Here is a 16,643-nt window from a genome sequence, read left to right on the forward strand (position 1 = left end):
GTCAGCCGTAGCGGAGGGCCTGCACCGGATCGAGCCGGGCGGCGCGCCAGGAGGGATACAGCGTCGCCGCGAGCGACAGCAGCAGCGAGGTGATCACCACGGCGGTGATCTCCTTCGGGTTCATCTGGGCCGGGATCTCGGCGAGGAACCGCACCGTGGGATCCCAGGCGCCCGGAAACAGCACGCGCTGGATCGGCTTGATGTTCAGCGTGATCAGGACGCCGAGCCCGAGCCCGCTGAGCGTCCCGACGACGCCGATCAGCGCGCCGTTGATCAGGAACACCCGCATGATCGTGCCGGGCGTCGCCCCCATGGTGCGCAGGATCGCGATGTCGCTCGACTTGTCGCGCACCAGCAGGATCAGGCCGGAGACGATGTTGAGCGTCGCCACCACCACGATCAGGCTGAGGATCAGGAACATGACGTTCCGCTCGACCTCCAGGGCCCCGAAGAAGGTCCGGTTGCGCTGGCGCCAGTCGGTGAGCAGGATCGGGCGCTCGGCCGCCATCTCCAGGGGCTCGCGCATGTCGCCGACGTGGTCGGGATCGTCGACGTAGATCTCGATCATGCTGACGTCGCCGTCCTTGTTGAAGAACGCCTGGGCCTCGGTCAGCGGCATGAACACGAAGGTCTGGTCGAACTCGGTCATGCCGACCTCGAACACCGCCTTGACGGTGTAGCTCTTGGTGCGCGGCGCCGTCCCGAACGGCGTCGACGAGCCCTTGGGCGTGACCAGCGTGATCGTGTCGCCGGCCTGCAGGCCCAGCGTGTCGGCGAGCCGCCGGCCGATCAGCACGCCGGTGCCGTCGTCGAAGCCCTCGAGGGTGCCGCCGCGGATCGCCGAGGACACGGCCGCCAGTGCGTCGAGGTCGGCCGCCCGCACGCCGCGGATGATCACCCCCGAGCCGCCGTACTGCGACGAGGCGAAGGCCTGGCCCTCGACCAGCGGCACCGCCGCGCGCACGCCCGCCACCTTCGACAGGCGCTCCGACAGGTCGGTCCAGTCGTTGAACGGCCGGTCGATGGGCGTGGCGAACAGGTGGCCGTTGATGCCGACGATCTTCGACAGCAGCTCCGCCCGGAAGCCGTTCATCACCGACAGGACGATGATCAGCGTGGCGACGCCGAGCGCGATGCCCAGCACCGAGAAGAACGCCACCACCGAGACGCCGCCGCCCCGGCGCCGGGCGCGCAGGTAGCGGCCGGCGAGGATCCACTCGAACGGCGCGAAGGGCGCGGTGCCCTGGCGGAACGAGGCCGTGAACGAGGCCGCGAAGGTCCGGGCCCGGTCCAGCGCCGCTGAGGCCGCCATCGGCACGCCTCAGACGCGCCGGATGCGTGCCAGCAGATCGACGGTCGCGAGGCTCTCGCGCTCGCCACCGGCACGCCGCTTCAGCTCGACCTTGCCCTCCGCCAGACCCTTGGGCCCGACGATCACCTGCCAGGGCAGGCCGATCAGGTCGGCGGTGGCGAACTTCGCGCCGGGGCGCTCGTCGCGGTCGTCGTAGAGCACCGACAGGCCGGCGGCCTCGAGATCGGACTGGATCTGCGCGCAGGCGGCGTCCGTGGCGGAGTCCCCGACCTTGAGGTTGATCAGCGCGACGTCGAACGGCGCGACCGCGTCCGGCCAGATGATCCCGGCCTCGTCGTGGCTGGCCTCGACGATGGCGGCGACCAGGCGGCTCGGCCCGATGCCGTAGGAGCCCATGTGGACCGGCCGCTCGATCCCGTCCGGGCCGGCGACCTTGGCGCCCATCGGCTCGGAATACTTGGTGCCGAAGTAGAAGATGTGCCCGACCTCGATGCCGCGGGCGGCCATGCGGTTGTCCTCCGGGACCTCCGCGAAGGCCGCGGGCTCGTGCATCTCCTCGGTGGCCGCGTAGTGCGAGGTCCAGGCATCGACGATGCCCTGGAGAGCGGCGACGTCGTCGAAATCGACGGTCGCCGGCGGGATGTCGAAGTCGAGATAGGCCCTGTCGCAGAAGACCTCGCTCTCGCCGGTCTTGGCCAGGATGATGAACTCGTGGGAGAGGTCGCCGCCGATCGGGCCGGTATCGGCGCGCATCGGGATCGCCTTCAGGCCGAGGCCCGCGAAGGTCCGCAGGTACGCCACGAACATCCGGTTGTAGGCGTGGCGCGCGCCGGCCTGGTCGAAGTCGAACGAGTAGGCGTCCTTCATCAGGAACTCGCGGGAGCGCATCGTGCCGAAGCGCGGCCGCACCTCGTCGCGGAACTTCCACGAGATCTGGTAGAGGTTCTTGGGCAGGTCCTTGTAGGAGCGCACGCTCGCCCGGAAGATCTCGGTGACCATCTCCTCGGCGGTGGGGCCGTAGAGCATCTCGCGGTCGTGCCGGTCCTTCAGGCGCAGCATCTCCTTGCCGTAGGCGTCGTAGCGGCCGGATTCCCGCCACAGCTCGGCGGACTGAACCGTCGGCATCAGGATCTCGACGGCGCCGGACCGGTCCTGTTCCCGCCGGATCACCGCGCAGACGCGCTCCAGCACCCGCAGGCCCAGCGGCAGCCAGGCGTAGATGCCGGCGGCTTCCTGGCGGACCAGGCCGGCGCGCAGCATCAGCCGGTGCGAGACGATCTCGGCTTCCTTGGGCGTCTCGCGCAAGGTCGGCATGAAGTAGCGGGAGAGACGCATGTCTTCAGAGTCTTGGAAGAGGAGCGGCCGGGAGGAGCCGCGGCGCGCCGGCACACAACACGCCGGAGACGCAAATTACAAGCACTGCGCGACCACGGCGGGGCGTAATCGCGGCGAACCGGAGGCGGCGGTCCGGCCGCGGTGAGGCCGCTGCCTAGGCGGAAAGCGGTATGCCCATTTGCCGGCAAGAAAGCGCAGATTTTTCTCGCAGACCCGGTGACAACACGAATTGTTGTTCCTATAAGCGTCCGGCGATGTTTGCGACGCCCGGAAGAGGTGGCGCAAGGTCCGAGTCTCGGGAGGAAAAGCGACCACCCCGCAGCCAATGCGAGGGATATTTCAAGGTCGAGCCACTGAAGCTTGAAAGCAAGGCCTCGGGCCTTGCTTTTTTTATTCTTGGGTCCGGTCGGCGCAGCCCTCCCGGCCCACCCGTCGGGGCTTCGCCCATCCGGTTTCCCGGGGCGGGGACTCGCCGACGGTGCCGCCTTCCGGATCGCCGCTCCGGGCCGCCCTACAGCCCGGTCAGCGGGAACACCGCGAGGGCGATCAGGAAGGCGGCGCCCGCGACCAGCGTCGTCCAGATGGCCTTCTCGCGCAGTCGCGGTGCCGCCGGCGCGCCGGGATCCTGGCCCGGCACCACGTGGCTGGGCCGCGTCTCCGGCTGGTTGCGCAGGGGCAGCACGGCGAAGAGCAGCGTCCACCAGACCACGAAGTAGAGGGCGATCGCGCCGCCCACCGTCAGCTTGAACAGGCTCACCGCCGCCGCCACGAAGGCGGCGATCAGGACGGTGATCGCCGCCAGCGTCACCGGCGTCGAGCGGGCCAGCGCGTTCATCATCCGGCTCACACCTGCTCCAGCTCGACCAGGGTGCCCAGGAAATCCTTGGGGTGGAGGAACAGGACCGGCTTGCCGTGGGCGCCGATCCGCGGCTCGCCGGTGCCGAGCACCCGGGCGCCCTGCGCCTTGAGCTTGTCGCGGGCGGCCAGGATGTCGTCGACCTCGTAGCAGACGTGGTGGATGCCGCCGCCCGGGTTGCGGGCCACGAAGGCCTCGATCGGCGAGCCCTCGCCCAGGGGGGACATCAGCTCGATCTTGCTGTTCGGCAGCTCGACGAACACGACGGTGACGCCGTGCTCGGGCTGCGGCAGGGGCGCGGTGATCGTCGCACCCAGCGTGTCGCGGTAGACCGCGCAGGCGGCTTCGAGATCCTGCACGGCGATGGCCACGTGGTTGAGACGACCGATCATGTTGATTCCTCCCCAGCGTGCTGGCTCCCTGTCCGGGAGCTTCGTTCGTTCGCGGGGCAGGCTCCGCCCGTGCACCCGGACGCGACCCGCCCCCGCTCCCGTGCGGGAGAGGGTCGGGGTGAGGGATGCGCCCTCTCCGGCAGAACCTGTCCCCTCACCCTGGCCCCCTCCCGCGCGCGAGAGGGAACCTGTGTCTTCCCCGGCCGACGATCAAAGACTTCAGCTGTCTCGAGGCGCTGTAGATTACAGCGCCTCGCTATCGGCAGCCAGCCTCAGACCTCCACCACCTGCACGTGGCAGGCCGGCTTCTTGCCCCACACCTCGTTGACCGCGGTGCGCACCGCCCGGTCAACCGTCTTCTCGACGCTCTCCGAGTCCTTGAGCTTGCCCCGCGACATCCCCGACAGGGTGCGGGAGACCGCGTCCACCACGGTCTCGATCAGCGGCTCGCCGGACCGGCCGCGGTTCGGCAGGCCGATGATGTCCACTGCCGGCTCGCCGAGCACGACGCCGTCCTCGTCGATGGCGATGGCCACCGAGACCAGGCCGGCCTGCATCAGCTTGCGCCGCTCCGGGATCGCCCGGTCCTTCTCGTCGATCAGGACGTCGCCGTCCTTGAACAGGCGGCCGGCCTTCACGTGGTCGATCACCTCGGGCTTGCCGGGGCTCAGGCGGATCAGGCTGCCGTTGCGGGCCTTGACCACGTTCTGCACGCCCTGTGCCCGGGCGAAGCGGGCGTGCTCGTCGAGGTGCAGGGCCTCGCCGTGGACCGGGATCGCGGTGCCCGGGCGGGTCCACCGGTACATCTCGACCATCTCGTCCCGGCGCGGGTGGCCGGAGACGTGGACGAGGTCGGTGCGGTCGGTGATCACCTCGACGCCCTGCTCGATCAGGTCGTTGATGATCGACCCGACATCGCGCTCGTTGCCGGGAATGGCCCGCGAGGAGAAGATCACCTGGTCACCGGCGGTGAGGCTGATATCCGGGTGGTCGCGGCGGGAGACGCGGGCGAGCGCCGCCCGCGGCTCGCCCTGGGACCCGGTGAGCAGGGCCACGACGCGCTCCCGCGGCAGGCTCTTCCACGAATCCGCGCGGCGGAACTCGGGCAGCCCGTCGAGGTAGCCGCACTCGCGGGCGACATCGATCACCCGGTCCATGGCCCGGCCGACCGCGATGACCTCGCGACCGCAGGCGGCCGCCGCCTCGGCGACCGCGCGGATGCGCGCCACGTTCGACGCGAAGGTCGTCACCGCGACCCGGTGCGGCGCGTCCGCGATCAGCGTCTTCAGCGTCTCGGCGACGGTCTTCTCGCTCGGCGAGAAGCCCTCGCGCACGACGTTGGTCGAGTCGCAGACGATGGCGAGGACGCCCTCGTCCCCGAGCGCCGTGAACGCCTCCGGGGACGTCACCGAGCCGGCCACCGGGGTCGGATCGATCTTCCAGTCGCCGGTGTGCAGGACGAGGCCCGCCGCCGTGCGGATGGCGATCGCGTTCGACTCCGGGATGGAGTGCGAGACCGGCACGTACTCGAGCTCGAACGGCCCGACGGTCACCCGCCGGCCGGGCTTCACCTCCCGCAGCTCGACCTTCGGGGCGCCGGGCTCGGAGAGGCGCCGGGTCTCCAGCAGGTTCTTGGCGAAGCGGGTCGCGTAGACCGGCACCTTGAGCCGGGGCCACAGTTCCGAGATCGCCCCGATATGGTCCTCGTGCGCGTGGGTGATGAAGATCCCCAGCAGGTCCTTGCGCCGCTCCTCGATGAAGGAGAGGTCGGGGAACATCAGGTCGACGCCCGGCATCTGCTCCTCGCCGGCGAAGCCCATGCCGCAATCGACCATGATCCACTTCCGGCCCTTCTCCGGGCCGAACCCGTAGAGCGCCGCATTCATCCCGATCTCGCCCACGCCGCCGAGCGGCAGGAAGACCAGCTCCTCCTGTCCCTTAACCATCTGTCGTCGTCCAAACTCAGGCCGCCGTCGCGGCCGATCCGAAATGCACCTCGCCCGCCGTCACGGTATGCCGGTTCCCGTCGGGGGCGAGGATCACGAGCCGCCCCCCCTCGTCGATCGTCTCGAACACGCCCCGCAGGGTGTGCCCGCCGCTGTGCACCGCGATCTCCGATCCGAGACCCGCGGCCCGCGCGAGCCAGGCCGCGCGCAGGTCAGCGAAATTCCGTCCCCGGTCCCAGGCGCGCGCCCGCGCGGCCATCCGGTCCGAGAGGTGTTCCAGTAGCGCCTCGGCGCCGCGCGCGTAACCCGCAGCAGCCAAGCTCGCGGCCCCGAGGCCCTCCGGGGCGGCCGCGACGTTCACGCCGAAGCCGATGACGGCGGCGCGCCGGCCGCCCGGCAGCGTCTCCGCCTCCAGGAGCAGGCCGGCGAGCTTCGCCCCGCCGAGCAGCACGTCGTTCGGCCATTTGAGACGGAGAGATCGGGCCCCGGCGCCGGATCCGGTATCCGGCAGGGTGCCGCAGGCCGCCTCCAGCGCCTCGATCAGGGCGAGGCCGGCCACGAAGCCCAACTCGGCGAGGTGGTCGGGCGCGACCCCGGCGACCGGCCAGAGCACGCTCGCCGCGAGGTTCCCGGGGTGCGAGGCCCAGCTGTTGCCGCGGCGGCCGCGACCCGCCTCCTGGCGGTGAGTCACGACCCAGAGCGGGCCGGTCTCGCCCGCGCGCGCGCGCGCCATGGCCTCCGTGTTGGTGGAGCCGAGGGTGTCGTGGACGTGCAGGCGGTGGCCCTCGGCGCGCGCCGAGGGCCCGAGTCGGTAGCTCAAGGCCGTCCTAGAACAGCGACTTCGCGGCCCGTCCGGCGGCGCCGACCAGCGGCCCGGGCAGCAGGAAGAACAGCACGACCACGACGCTCGACAGGGCGAGCACGACGCGCAGGCCCGGGGCCATCGCCTCGTACGGCTCCTTCGGCTCGTCGAAGTACATGATCCGCACGACGCGCAGGTAGTAGTAGGCGCCGACCACGCTGGTCACCACGCCGATCACCGCGAGCGTCACGAGGCCCGCCTTGATGGCGGCGGCGAAGACGTAGAACTTCGCGAAGAACCCGGCGAGCGGCGGGATGCCGGCCAGCGAGAACATCATCGCGGCGAGGCAGAAGGCGAGCCACGGATGGGTCCGCGACAGGCCCGACAGGTCCTCGATCTTCTCGAACATCACGTCCCGGCGCCGGAGCGACAGGATGATCGCGAAGGTGCCGAGCGTCATCGCGAGGTAGATGATCATGTAGGTGACGAGCCCGCTGATCCCCTCCTCCGAGCCGCAGGCCAGGCCGATCAGCGCGTAGCCGATGTTGGCGATCGACGAGTAGGCCATCAGGCGCTTGATCGAGGTCTGGCCGATCGCCGCGAAGGATCCGAGCGCCATCGACGCGATCGAGACGAAGATGAAGATCTGCTGCCAGATCGCCGTCACGTCCGGCATCGCGCCGATGAACACCCGCACGGTCATCGCCACGGCGGCCATCTTGGGCGCCGAGGCGAAGAAGGCCGTCACCGGGGTCGGCGAGCCCTCGTAGACGTCGGGCGTCCACATGTGGAACGGCACGGCCGCCAGCTTGAAGCACACGCCGGCCGCCAGGAACACGATGCCGAGCACGATGCCGAAGCCGGCATTCTCGTTGAGCGCCGAGACGATGCCGGGGAACGAGACCGTGCCGGTGAAGCCGTAGACCAGCGAGGCGCCGTACAGCAGCATGCCGGAGGAGAGCGCGCCGAGCACGAAGTACTTGAGGCCGGCCTCGGTGGACTTCACGTCGTCGCGGTGGAAGGCCGCGATCACGTAGGCGGCGAGCGACTGCAGCTCCAGGCCCAGGTAGAGCGCGATCAGGTCGTTGGCCGAGACCATGACCATCATGCCGATGGTGCAGAGCACGATCAGCACCGGGAACTCGAACCGGTCGATGCGCTCGCGCTTGAAGAAGTCGTGCGCCAGCAGGATCGTCGCCGAGGATCCGAGCAGCACCAGCGACTTCATCACCTTGGCGAAGGAGTCGGAGACGAACGCGCCCGACAGGGTCGTGACCCGGCCGTGGACCGGCTGGGAGATGACCACCGACAGGGCGACGAGGAGCAGGACCAGGGCGCCGATGCTCACGATCTCGGCGGAGCGGTCGCCGCGCCACGCGCCGTAGAGGATCAGGACCATGACGCCGATGCCGAGGATCAGCTCGGGCAGGAGCGGCGCCAGCGAGGGCAGGACGGAGTGGACGGTGGTCATGGTGTCCGCCTCAGCGCGGGATCGGCAGCGCCGCGGCGGCCGTCTGGGTGTTCGAGAGCGCGGTCTTGATGCTCGCCATCAGCGCGTCGGTCGAGGGGGCGAACACGTCGAGCACGGGGGCCGGGTGCACGCCGTAGTAGATCGTCAGGACGACCAGCGGCGCCAGGATGATCTTCTCGCGCAGATCGAGGTCGAGGATCCCCTGGAGGTTCGGCTTCTCCAGCTTCCCGTAGATCACCCGGGCGTAGAGCCACAGGGCGTAGGCCGCCGACAGGATGATGCCGAAGGTCGAGAAGAACGCGACGTTCGGGTTCGCCTTGAAGGCGCCGAGCATCGCCAGGAACTCGCCGACGAAGCCCGAGGTGCCCGGCAGGCCGACATTGGCCATCGTGAACACCATCATGGCCACGGCGTAGAGCGGCATCCGCTTCACGAGGCCGCCATAGGCCGAGATCTCGCGGGTGTGCATCCGGTCGTAGACGACGCCGACGCAGAGGAAGAGCGCTCCCGACACGATGCCGTGGGAGATCATCAGGAACAGCGCGCCCTGGATGCCCTGCTCGTTCAGGGTGAACAGGCCCAGCGTCACGAAGCCCATATGGGCCACCGACGAGTAGGCGATCAGCTTCTTGATGTCGGTCTGCATCATCGCGGTGAGCGACGTGAAGATGATCGCGATCACCGACAGCGCGAAGACCAGGGGCGCGAAGTCGTGGCTCGCCACCGGCAGCATCGGCAGCGAGATCCGGATGAACCCGTAGCCGCCCATCTTCAGGAGGATGCCCGCCAGGATCACCGAGCCGGCCGTGGGCGCCTCCACGTGGGCGTCGGGCAGCCAGGTATGGACCGGCCACATCGGCATCTTCACCGCGAAGGAGGCGAAGAAGGCGAGCCACAGCCAGGTCTGCATCTGCACCGGGAACCGGTACTGCAGCAGGGTCGGGATGTCGGTGGTGCCGGCCTGCCAGTACATCGCCATGACGGCGAGCAGCATCAGCACCGAGCCGAGCAGGGTGTAGAGGAAGAACTTGAAGCTCGCGTAGACCCGGCGCGCGCCGCCCCAGATGCCGATGATCAGGAACATCGGGATCAGGCCGGCCTCGAAGAACAGGTAGAACAGCACCAGGTCGAGGGAGGCGAACACGCCGATCATCGTCGTCTCGAGGACGAGGAAGGCGACGAAGTACTCCTTCACCCGGAAGTGGATCGAGTGCCACGAGGCGCCGATGCAGAACGGCATCAGGAACGTGGTCAGCAGGATCAGCGGCATCGAGAAGCCGTCGACGCCGAGCTTGAACCGGATCGTCTCGGTGAGCCACGCGTGGCTCTCCACCAGCTGGAAGCTCGACGAGGCGGTGTCGTAGCGGCTCCAGGCCACCAGGGAGAGCAGGAAGGTGACCACCGTGGTGGCGAGCGCGGCCCAGCGGCTGTTGCGCGCGACCGATTCCTCGTCGCCGTTCAGCGTCAGGATGAAGGCCGCGCCGCAGAGCGGCACGATCAGCAGGCCGGAGAGGATGCCGAGGCCGAGCATGTCAGTGAGCACCCTTGGGCAGGCCGGACATCAGGTACCAGCTGATCAGGCCGGCGACGCCGATAAGCATGACGAAGGCGTAGTGGTAGAGGTAGCCGGTCTGGAGGCGCACAACCCCGCGGGTCACGTCCACGACGCGCGCCGCGATCCCGTTCGGCCCGAGGCCGTCGATGATCCGGCCATCGCCCTGCTTCCAGAGGAACAGGCCGAAATCCTTGGCCGGGCGGACGAAGATCCGGTCGTAGATCTCGTCGAAGTACCACTTGTTGAGCAGGAACCGGTACAGCGACGGCTGCTGCGCGGCGAGCGCACCCGGCAGCTCCGGCCGGCGGATGTACATCCAGTAGGCCACGACGAAGCCGAGGATCAGCATGATCAGCGGCGCGTACGAGACCAGGGCCGGGACCTCGTGGATCTCGTGCATGATGTGGTTGTTCGGCCCGTGCGCCAGGGCGTGGCCCCAGAACGCGTCCATGCCGGCGCCGATGAAGCGGTTGTGGAAGATGATCCCGGCGAACAGCGCGCCGAAGGCGAGCACCGCCAGCGGGACCGTCATCACCAGCGGGCTCTCGTGGGGCGTGTGGTCGCCGTGGTGGCCGTGCCCGTGATGGTCGTCAGCGACGAGGTCGCTCTTGTGGGCCGGCTCGACGTCGTGGCCGTGATCGTCGTGGGCGACGCCCTCGGTGTGGCCCGGCGCCCCGTCGGCCTCGTGGGCCATCGCCGCGTGGGCGACCACGGGGGCGTCGTGGTGGTCGTGCGCCGCGTGCGCCCCCCAGCGGGCCGGACCCTCGAAGGTCATGAAGAACAGGCGCCAGGAGTAGAACGAGGTGAAGAACGCCGCCACGACGGTGCACAGGAAGGCGAGCGTGTGGCCGGGCCGGGTCGAGGCGTAGGCGGCCTCGATGATCGCGTCCTTCGAGTAGTAGCCGGCCGTGTAGGGGAAGCCGATCAGCGCGAGCGAGCCGATCGCCATCATGGCGCTGGTGTAGGGGATGTAGCGGCGCAGGCCGCCCATGTTCCGCATGTCCTGCTCGTGGTGCATCGCGTGGATGACCGAGCCGGCCCCGAGGAACAGCAGCGCCTTGAAGAACGCGTGGGTGAACAGGTGGAACACGCCGGCCGCGTAGGCGCCGACGCCGAGCGCCACGAACATGTAGCCGAGCTGCGAGCAGGTCGAGTAGGCGATGACCCGCTTGATGTCGTTCTGCACGAGGCCGATCGTGGCCGCGAAGAGGGACGTGATGCCGCCGATCACCGTCACGACGATCAGCGCGTTCGGCGCCTCCTCGAAGAGCGGCGACAGGCGGGCGACCATGAACACGCCGGCGGTCACCATGGTGGCGGCGTGGATCAGCGCCGAGACCGGGGTCGGGCCCTCCATGGCGTCCGGCAGCCACGTGTGCAGCAGGAACTGCGCGGACTTGCCCATGGCGCCCATGAACAGCAGCAGGCAGGCGAGCGTCAGCGCGTTCCAGTCGTAGCCGAGGAAGTGGAAGCTGAGCGTCTTGATCGCGTCGACCTTGCCGAAGATCGCGTCGAACGCCACCGAGCCGGTCAGCACGAAGACCAGGAAGATGCCGAGCGAGAAGCCGAAATCGCCGACGCGGTTGACGATGAACGCCTTCATGGCGGCGGCGTTGGCCGAGGGCTTCTCGTACCAGAAGCCGATCAGCAGGTAGGAGGCGAGGCCCACGCCCTCCCAGCCGAAGAACATCTGCACGAGGTTGTCGGCCGTCACCAGCATCAGCATGGCGAAGGTGAACAGCGACAGGTAGGCGAAGAACCGCGGCCGGTGCGGATCCTCCTCCATGTAGCCCACGGAGTAGAGGTGCACGAGGGTCGAGACGGTGGTCACGACGACCAGCATCACCCGGGTCAGGGTGTCGACCTTGAAGGCCCAGTCGACCTGCAGGTCGCCGGCCGCGAACCAGGACGCCACCTGCACCCGCTCGGCCGGGCCGCCGTCGAGGAACACGCCCCAGGCGATCAGCGCCGTGAAGGCGAGGAAGGACGTGGTGACGTACTCACAGGCCCGCGCCCCGATGTACCGGCCGAACAGGCCGGCGATCAGGAAGCCGATGAGCGGGAAGAAGACGATCGCGTGATACATCGCTCTCTTGCAGTCCGTCCTCCGGGCCGGCCGCGAAGCGGCGGCGTCCGGATGTCACTCGGGGCGCGCGAAGGGGAAGGCCCTAGCCCTTCATCATGCTGACGTCTTCCACCGCGATCGAGCCGCGGTTGCGGAAGAACACCACCAGGATGGCGAGGCCGATCGCCGATTCGGCGGCCGCGACGGTCAGCACGAACAGGGCGAAGACCTGTCCGGTGATGTCGTTCAGCTGCGTCGAGAAGGCGACGAGGTTGATGTTGACCGAGAGCAGGATCAGCTCGATCGACATCAGGATGACGATGATGTTCTTGCGGTTGATGAAGATGCCGAGCACGCCGAGCGTGAACAGGATCGCCGCGACGGTGAGGTAGTGGCTCAGGCCGATCATCGTTCGAATCTCCGCGCAGACATCAGACCTCGACACCCTGGCGCGACGGGACCTTGCGGGTCTCCACCGCCATGGCCTGGGTCCGGGCGTTCTGGACCGCGATGTCCTGGCGCTTGACGCCCGGCCGGTCGCGCAGCGTCAGCACGATGGCGCCGATCATGGCGACCAGCAGGATCAGGCCGGCGAGCTGGAAGAAGTAGGCGTAGTCCGTGTAGATCACACGGCCGAGCGCCTGGGCGTTGGTCAGGTTCTCGGCCGAGGCGACGTTGCCGAGCGGGGCCTGGACGAGGCCGGGATCGATGCTCCACGAGCCGACGACCAGCAGGATCTCGACCAGGAAGATCGCGCCGATCAGGGCGCCGATCGGGAGATACTGCTGAAAGCCCTGGCGCAGCTCGGCGAAATCGACGTCGAGCATCATCACCACGAACAGGAACAGCACCGCGACCGCGCCCACGTAGACGACCACGAGGATCATCGCGAGGAACTCGGCGCCCATCAGGACGAACAGTCCGGCGGCGTTCACGAAGGCGAGGATCAGGAACAGCACCGAGGCGACGGGATTGCGCGAGGCGATCACCATGAAGCCCGACGCGACCGTGATGCTCGCGAACAGATAGAAGAAGGCGGCTGCTGCGGTCATGCGCTGGTCGGGATCGGCCGCCGGAGCGGCCCCTTCTGCCGTGCGTGGAGACGGTCCGCAGCGGGCGGCCCGTCTATAGAACCCGGTCGACGGGGGCACAACAGCGCCCCCGGCATGGCTCTAGAGCATCGCACCGGAACCGGGAACCGGTGCGATGCTCCAGAGCCTTGGTGTCGTGTCATCGTCTTCCGGAAGCCGGCGACCGGCCTCCGGGACGGTGCCTCAGCGATACGGCGCGTCCATCGCGATGTTGCGGGCGATCTCGCGCTCCCAGCGGTCACCGTTCAGCAGGAGCTTCTGCTTGTCGTAGAGAAGCTCCTCGCGGGTCTCCACCGAGAACTCGAAATTCGGTCCCTCGACGATGGCGTCCACTGGGCAGGCCTCCTGGCACATGCCGCAGTAGATGCACTTCACCATGTCGATGTCGTAGCGCGTCGTGCGGCGGGTGCCGTCGTTGCGGCGGGGGCCCGCCTCGATGGTGATCGCCTGGGCCGGGCAGATCGCCTCGCAGAGCTTGCAGGCGATGCAGCGCTCCTCGCCGTTCGGGTAGCGGCGCAGCGCGTGCTCGCCCCGGAAGCGCGGACCGCGATGGCCCATCTCGAAGGGGTAGTTGATCGTGGCCTTCGGCTTGAAGAAGTAGCGCATGCCGAGGATCATCCCGGACACGAACTCCTTCAGGAGAAGGCTCTTGGCGACCTGATCGAGCTTCATGCCCGGATCTCCGATGCGAAGGGTGGGCTCAGGCGCCCGGCGCGAGGCCGGTCAGCTTGAGCACGAAGGCGACGACGACGACCGAGATCAGGGAGATCGGCAGGAAGACCTTCCAGCCGAGGCGCATGAGCTGATCGTAGCGGTAGCGGGGCACGATGGACTTCACCATCGCGAACAGGAAGAACAGGAAGCTCGCCTTCAGGGTGAACCAGATCACGCCCGGCACCCAGGTGAAGGGCGCGAACGGGATCGGCGAGAGCCAGCCGCCCATGAACAGGATGGTCCCGAGCGCGCACATGCTCATGATGGCGACGTACTCGCCGAGCATGAACAGCAGGTACGGCGTCGAGGAGTACTCGACCATGTAGCCGGCCACGAGCTCCGACTCCGCCTCCGGAAGGTCGAAGGGCGGGCGGTTGGTCTCGGCCAGCGCCGAGACGAAGAACACCACGAACATCGGGAACAGCCACAGCCAGTACCAGCCGAACAGGCCGAGGCTGGTGTCCTGCGCCATCACGATGCGCGAGAGGTTGAGCGAGCCGGCGCAGAGCAGCACGCAGATGATCACGAAGCCGAGCGAGACCTCGTACGAGATCATCTGGGCCGCCGAGCGCAGGGCGCCGAGGAAGGCGTATTTCGAGTTCGACGCCCAGCCGCCCATGATGACGCCGTACACGCCGAGCGACGAGATCGCGAAGATGTAGGTGATGCCGACGTTGATGTCGGCGATCGCCCAGCCGTCCGCGAGCGGGATCACCGCCCAGCTCGACAGGGCGAGCATCGCGAAGACCAGCGGCGCCAGCAGGTAGATCGCCTTATTGGCGCCCGCCGGGATCACCGGCTCCTTGATCACGAACTTGATCAGGTCGGCGAAGGACTGGAACAGGCCGAACGGCCCGACCACGTTCGGGCCGCGCCGGAGCTGCACCGCCGCCCAGATCTTGCGGTCGGCGAGCAGCGCGTAGGCGATGAAGACGAGCAGTGCCGAGAGCAGCACGAAGCTCTTCAGCACGATCAGGAGCACGGTCCCGAGGATTTCGAGCGACGTCATCGGTCTTGAGCTCCTACTCGGCCGCCGCCAGGGGCCGCGCCTCGGCGGCGCGCTCCCGGGCGAGGCGCGAGCACTCCGCGAGGATCCGCGAGGCGCGGGCGATCGGGTTGGTGAGGTAGAAGTCGGTGACGGGCGACGCGAAGGCCGGGCCGGTCGCGGCGCCGCCGATGCCGGCGAGCCGGTCGACCGCCTCGGTCACGTTGCCCGGCTCGACGGCGCCGACCGCCGCGAGATGCGGGTGGGCGGTGTAGAGCGCCCGGCGGAGCGCGGTGAGCGAATCGAACGGCAGGCGCTTGCCCAGCACGTCCGAGAGGGCGCGCAGGATCGCCCAGTCCTCGCGGGCGTCGCCCGGCGGGAAGGCGGCGCGGTTGCCCATCTGGACCCGGCCCTCCGTGTTCACCCAGGTCGCCGACTTCTCGCTGTAGGCGGCGCCCGGCAGGATCACGTCGGCGCGGGAAGCCCCGCGGTCGCCGTGGCTGCCCTGGTAGACCACGAAGGCGCCCGGGGCGACGTCGCGCTCGTCGGCGCCGAGGTTGAACACGACGTCGAGCGCGCCCGGCTCCAGCATCTGCGCGAAGGTCAGGCCGCCCTCCCCCGGCACGAAGCCGAGATCGAGCGCGCCGACGCGTGCGGCGGCCGTGTGCAGCACGCCGAAGCCGTTCCACTCGGCCGAGACCGCGCCGATCTCCTTGGCGAGCGTGGCCGCCGCGGCCAGGATGCCCGGCTCGGCACTCGCGCCGACGATCACGAGCGGCGCCTTCGCCTCCTTCAGCACCTCAAGGAAGCTGTGCTCGCCGCGGGCGAGTGCGGCCAGCGAATCGGGGCCGGCGCCGATGTAGTGGCTCGGATAGGTCAGGTCGACCGGCTCTCCGATCACGCCCACCGCCAGCGGCGCCATGCGCCAGCGCTTGCGGATGCGGACGTTCAGCAGCGAGGCCTCCGTGCGCGGGTTGGCGCCGACGATCAGGATCGCGTCCGCCGCCTCGATGCCCGGGATGGTCGGGTTGAAGATGTACGATGCGCGGCCGAGCGCCGGGTCGAGGCCGGCATCGGTCTGGCGGCAGTCGAGGTTCGGCGAGCCGAGGGTTCTGATCAGCTCGCGCAGTGCGAAGATCTCCTCGACGCCCGCGAGGTCGCCGACCACGGCGCCGACGCGCTTCGGATCCGCGCCCTTCACCTTCGCGGCGATGGCCTGGAAGGCCTCACCCCACGAGGCGGGCCGGAGCCGGCCGTTCTCGCGCAGGTACGGACGGTCGAGGCGCTGCATCCGCAGCCCGTCGATGTGGTAGCGGGTCTTGTCGGAGATCCACTCCTCGTTGATCTCCTCGCTGATCCGCGGCTCGATCTGCATGACCTCGCGGCCGCGAGTGTCGATGCGGATCGAGGAGCCGACCGCGTCCATCACGTCGACCGACTCGGTCTTGTTCAACTCCCACGGCCGGACGTTGTAGCTCTGCGGACGGTGCACGAGGGCGCCCACCGGGCAGAGGTCGGCGACGTTGCCCTGGAGCTCCGAGGCCATCGACTGCTCGAGGTAGCTGGTGATCTCCATGTCCTCGCCGCGCCCGATGGCGCCGAGGTCCGGCACGCCCGCCACCTCGGCGAGGAAGCGCACGCAGCGGGTGCAGTGGATGCAGCGGTTCATCGCGGTCCGCACCAGCGGGCCGATATGCTTCTCCTCGACCGCGCGCTTGTTCTCCGTGTAGCGGGTCGAATCGACCCCGTAGGCCATGGCCTGGTCCTGCAGGTCGCAGTGGCCGCCCTGGTCGCAGATCGGGCAGTCGAGCGGGTGGTTGATGAGGAGGAACTCCATCACCCCCTCGCGGGCCTTCTTCGTGCCCTGCGAGCGCGTCAGTACCTCCGGCGGCTCGCCGTTCGGGCCGGGGCGGCAATCCTTCACCGCGTAGGCGCAGGAGGCCACCGGCTTCGGCGCGCCCTTCAACTCGACGAGGCACATGCGGCAATTGCCGGCGATCGACAGGCGCTCGTGGAAGCAGAAGCGCGGGATCTCGGCCCCCGCGGCCTCGCAGGCCTGGAGCAGCGTGTAATCGGCGGGGACGTCGACCTCGGTGCCGTCGACGAGGATCTTGGTCAT

General features: G+C 68.9%; 14 protein-coding genes. All 14 read right to left on the reverse strand.

The window, feature by feature from the left end; translation table 11 throughout:
* Position 1: 1 nt before the first annotated feature.
* Complete coding sequence (locus LOK46_RS11055; RefSeq protein ID WP_273563815.1) at positions 2-1,312, reverse strand: lipoprotein-releasing ABC transporter permease subunit; 1,311 nt, start codon at positions 1,310-1,312, stop codon at positions 2-4.
* Between the two features lie 9 nt (positions 1,313-1,321).
* On the reverse strand, positions 1,322-2,647 hold the full coding sequence (gene proS, locus LOK46_RS11060; RefSeq protein WP_273563816.1) for a proline--tRNA ligase: 1,326 nt from the start codon (positions 2,645-2,647) through the stop codon (positions 1,322-1,324).
* Between the two features lie 511 nt (positions 2,648-3,158).
* On the reverse strand, positions 3,159-3,485 hold the full coding sequence (locus LOK46_RS11065) for a DUF1467 family protein (protein ID WP_020092247.1): 327 nt from the start codon (positions 3,483-3,485) through the stop codon (positions 3,159-3,161).
* A 5-nt stretch (positions 3,486-3,490) separates the two neighbouring features.
* Positions 3,491-3,895 carry a methylmalonyl-CoA epimerase gene (gene mce, locus LOK46_RS11070; protein WP_273563817.1) on the reverse strand — a complete coding sequence of 135 codons (405 nt, stop codon included), beginning with the start codon at positions 3,893-3,895 and terminating at the stop codon, positions 3,491-3,493.
* 272 nt (positions 3,896-4,167) lie between these two features.
* Entirely contained in the window at positions 4,168-5,841 is a 1,674-nt protein-coding gene (locus LOK46_RS11075; protein WP_273563818.1) for a ribonuclease J, read from the reverse strand.
* A gap of 16 nt (positions 5,842-5,857) precedes the next feature.
* The gene (locus LOK46_RS11080) at positions 5,858-6,661 is read right to left on the reverse strand and encodes a biotin--[acetyl-CoA-carboxylase] ligase (RefSeq protein ID WP_273563819.1); all 804 of its coding nucleotides are present in this window, start codon (positions 6,659-6,661) and stop codon (positions 5,858-5,860) included.
* A 7-nt stretch (positions 6,662-6,668) separates the two neighbouring features.
* A complete protein-coding gene (gene nuoN / locus LOK46_RS11085) occupies positions 6,669-8,114 on the reverse strand; it encodes an NADH-quinone oxidoreductase subunit NuoN (RefSeq protein WP_273563820.1) in 1,446 nt (481 codons plus the stop codon).
* A 10-nt stretch (positions 8,115-8,124) separates the two neighbouring features.
* A complete protein-coding gene (locus LOK46_RS11090) occupies positions 8,125-9,645 on the reverse strand; it encodes an NADH-quinone oxidoreductase subunit M (protein WP_273563821.1) in 1,521 nt (506 codons plus the stop codon).
* A 1-nt stretch (position 9,646) separates the two neighbouring features.
* Complete coding sequence (nuoL, locus tag LOK46_RS11095) at positions 9,647-11,755, reverse strand: NADH-quinone oxidoreductase subunit L (protein ID WP_273563822.1); 2,109 nt, start codon at positions 11,753-11,755, stop codon at positions 9,647-9,649.
* Between the two features lie 82 nt (positions 11,756-11,837).
* A complete protein-coding gene (gene nuoK / locus LOK46_RS11100; RefSeq protein ID WP_043351891.1) occupies positions 11,838-12,143 on the reverse strand; it encodes an NADH-quinone oxidoreductase subunit NuoK in 306 nt (101 codons plus the stop codon).
* A gap of 22 nt (positions 12,144-12,165) precedes the next feature.
* Positions 12,166-12,786: an NADH-quinone oxidoreductase subunit J gene (locus LOK46_RS11105; RefSeq protein ID WP_273563823.1), complete on the reverse strand. Its 621-nt coding sequence runs from the start codon at positions 12,784-12,786 to the stop codon at positions 12,166-12,168.
* Between the two features lie 222 nt (positions 12,787-13,008).
* A complete protein-coding gene (nuoI, locus tag LOK46_RS11110) occupies positions 13,009-13,497 on the reverse strand; it encodes an NADH-quinone oxidoreductase subunit NuoI (RefSeq protein ID WP_007560744.1) in 489 nt (162 codons plus the stop codon).
* Positions 13,498-13,525: 28 nt separating this feature from the next.
* Positions 13,526-14,548, reverse strand: a complete 1,023-nt coding sequence (nuoH, locus tag LOK46_RS11115) for an NADH-quinone oxidoreductase subunit NuoH (RefSeq protein ID WP_273563824.1) — start codon at positions 14,546-14,548, stop codon at positions 13,526-13,528.
* 13 nt (positions 14,549-14,561) lie between these two features.
* On the reverse strand, positions 14,562-16,643 hold the full coding sequence (nuoG, locus tag LOK46_RS11120; protein WP_273563825.1) for an NADH-quinone oxidoreductase subunit NuoG: 2,082 nt from the start codon (positions 16,641-16,643) through the stop codon (positions 14,562-14,564).

The organism is Methylobacterium sp. NMS14P, from assembly GCF_028583545.1.
Lineage (GTDB): Bacteria > Pseudomonadota > Alphaproteobacteria > Rhizobiales > Beijerinckiaceae > Methylobacterium.

Coding starts and splice junctions, on each gene's coding strand:
- LOK46_RS11055 (WP_273563815.1), bottom strand. CDS start 1,312: ATGGCGGCCTCAGCGGCGCTGGACCGGGCCCGGACCTTCGCGGCCTCG.
- proS (WP_273563816.1), bottom strand. CDS start 2,647: ATGCGTCTCTCCCGCTACTTCATGCCGACCTTGCGCGAGACGCCCAAG.
- LOK46_RS11065 (WP_020092247.1), bottom strand. CDS start 3,485: ATGATGAACGCGCTGGCCCGCTCGACGCCGGTGACGCTGGCGGCGATC.
- mce (WP_273563817.1), bottom strand. CDS start 3,895: ATGATCGGTCGTCTCAACCACGTGGCCATCGCCGTGCAGGATCTCGAA.
- LOK46_RS11075 (WP_273563818.1), bottom strand. CDS start 5,841: ATGGTTAAGGGACAGGAGGAGCTGGTCTTCCTGCCGCTCGGCGGCGTG.
- nuoN (WP_273563820.1), bottom strand. CDS start 8,114: ATGACCACCGTCCACTCCGTCCTGCCCTCGCTGGCGCCGCTCCTGCCC.
- LOK46_RS11090 (WP_273563821.1), bottom strand. CDS start 9,645: ATGCTCGGCCTCGGCATCCTCTCCGGCCTGCTGATCGTGCCGCTCTGC.
- nuoL (WP_273563822.1), bottom strand. CDS start 11,755: ATGTATCACGCGATCGTCTTCTTCCCGCTCATCGGCTTCCTGATCGCC.
- nuoK (WP_043351891.1), bottom strand. CDS start 12,143: ATGATCGGCCTGAGCCACTACCTCACCGTCGCGGCGATCCTGTTCACG.
- LOK46_RS11105 (WP_273563823.1), bottom strand. CDS start 12,786: ATGACCGCAGCAGCCGCCTTCTTCTATCTGTTCGCGAGCATCACGGTC.
- nuoI (WP_007560744.1), bottom strand. CDS start 13,497: ATGAAGCTCGATCAGGTCGCCAAGAGCCTTCTCCTGAAGGAGTTCGTG.
- nuoH (WP_273563824.1), bottom strand. CDS start 14,548: ATGACGTCGCTCGAAATCCTCGGGACCGTGCTCCTGATCGTGCTGAAG.
- nuoG (WP_273563825.1), bottom strand. CDS start 16,643: ATGACCAAGATCCTCGTCGACGGCACCGAGGTCGACGTCCCCGCCGAT.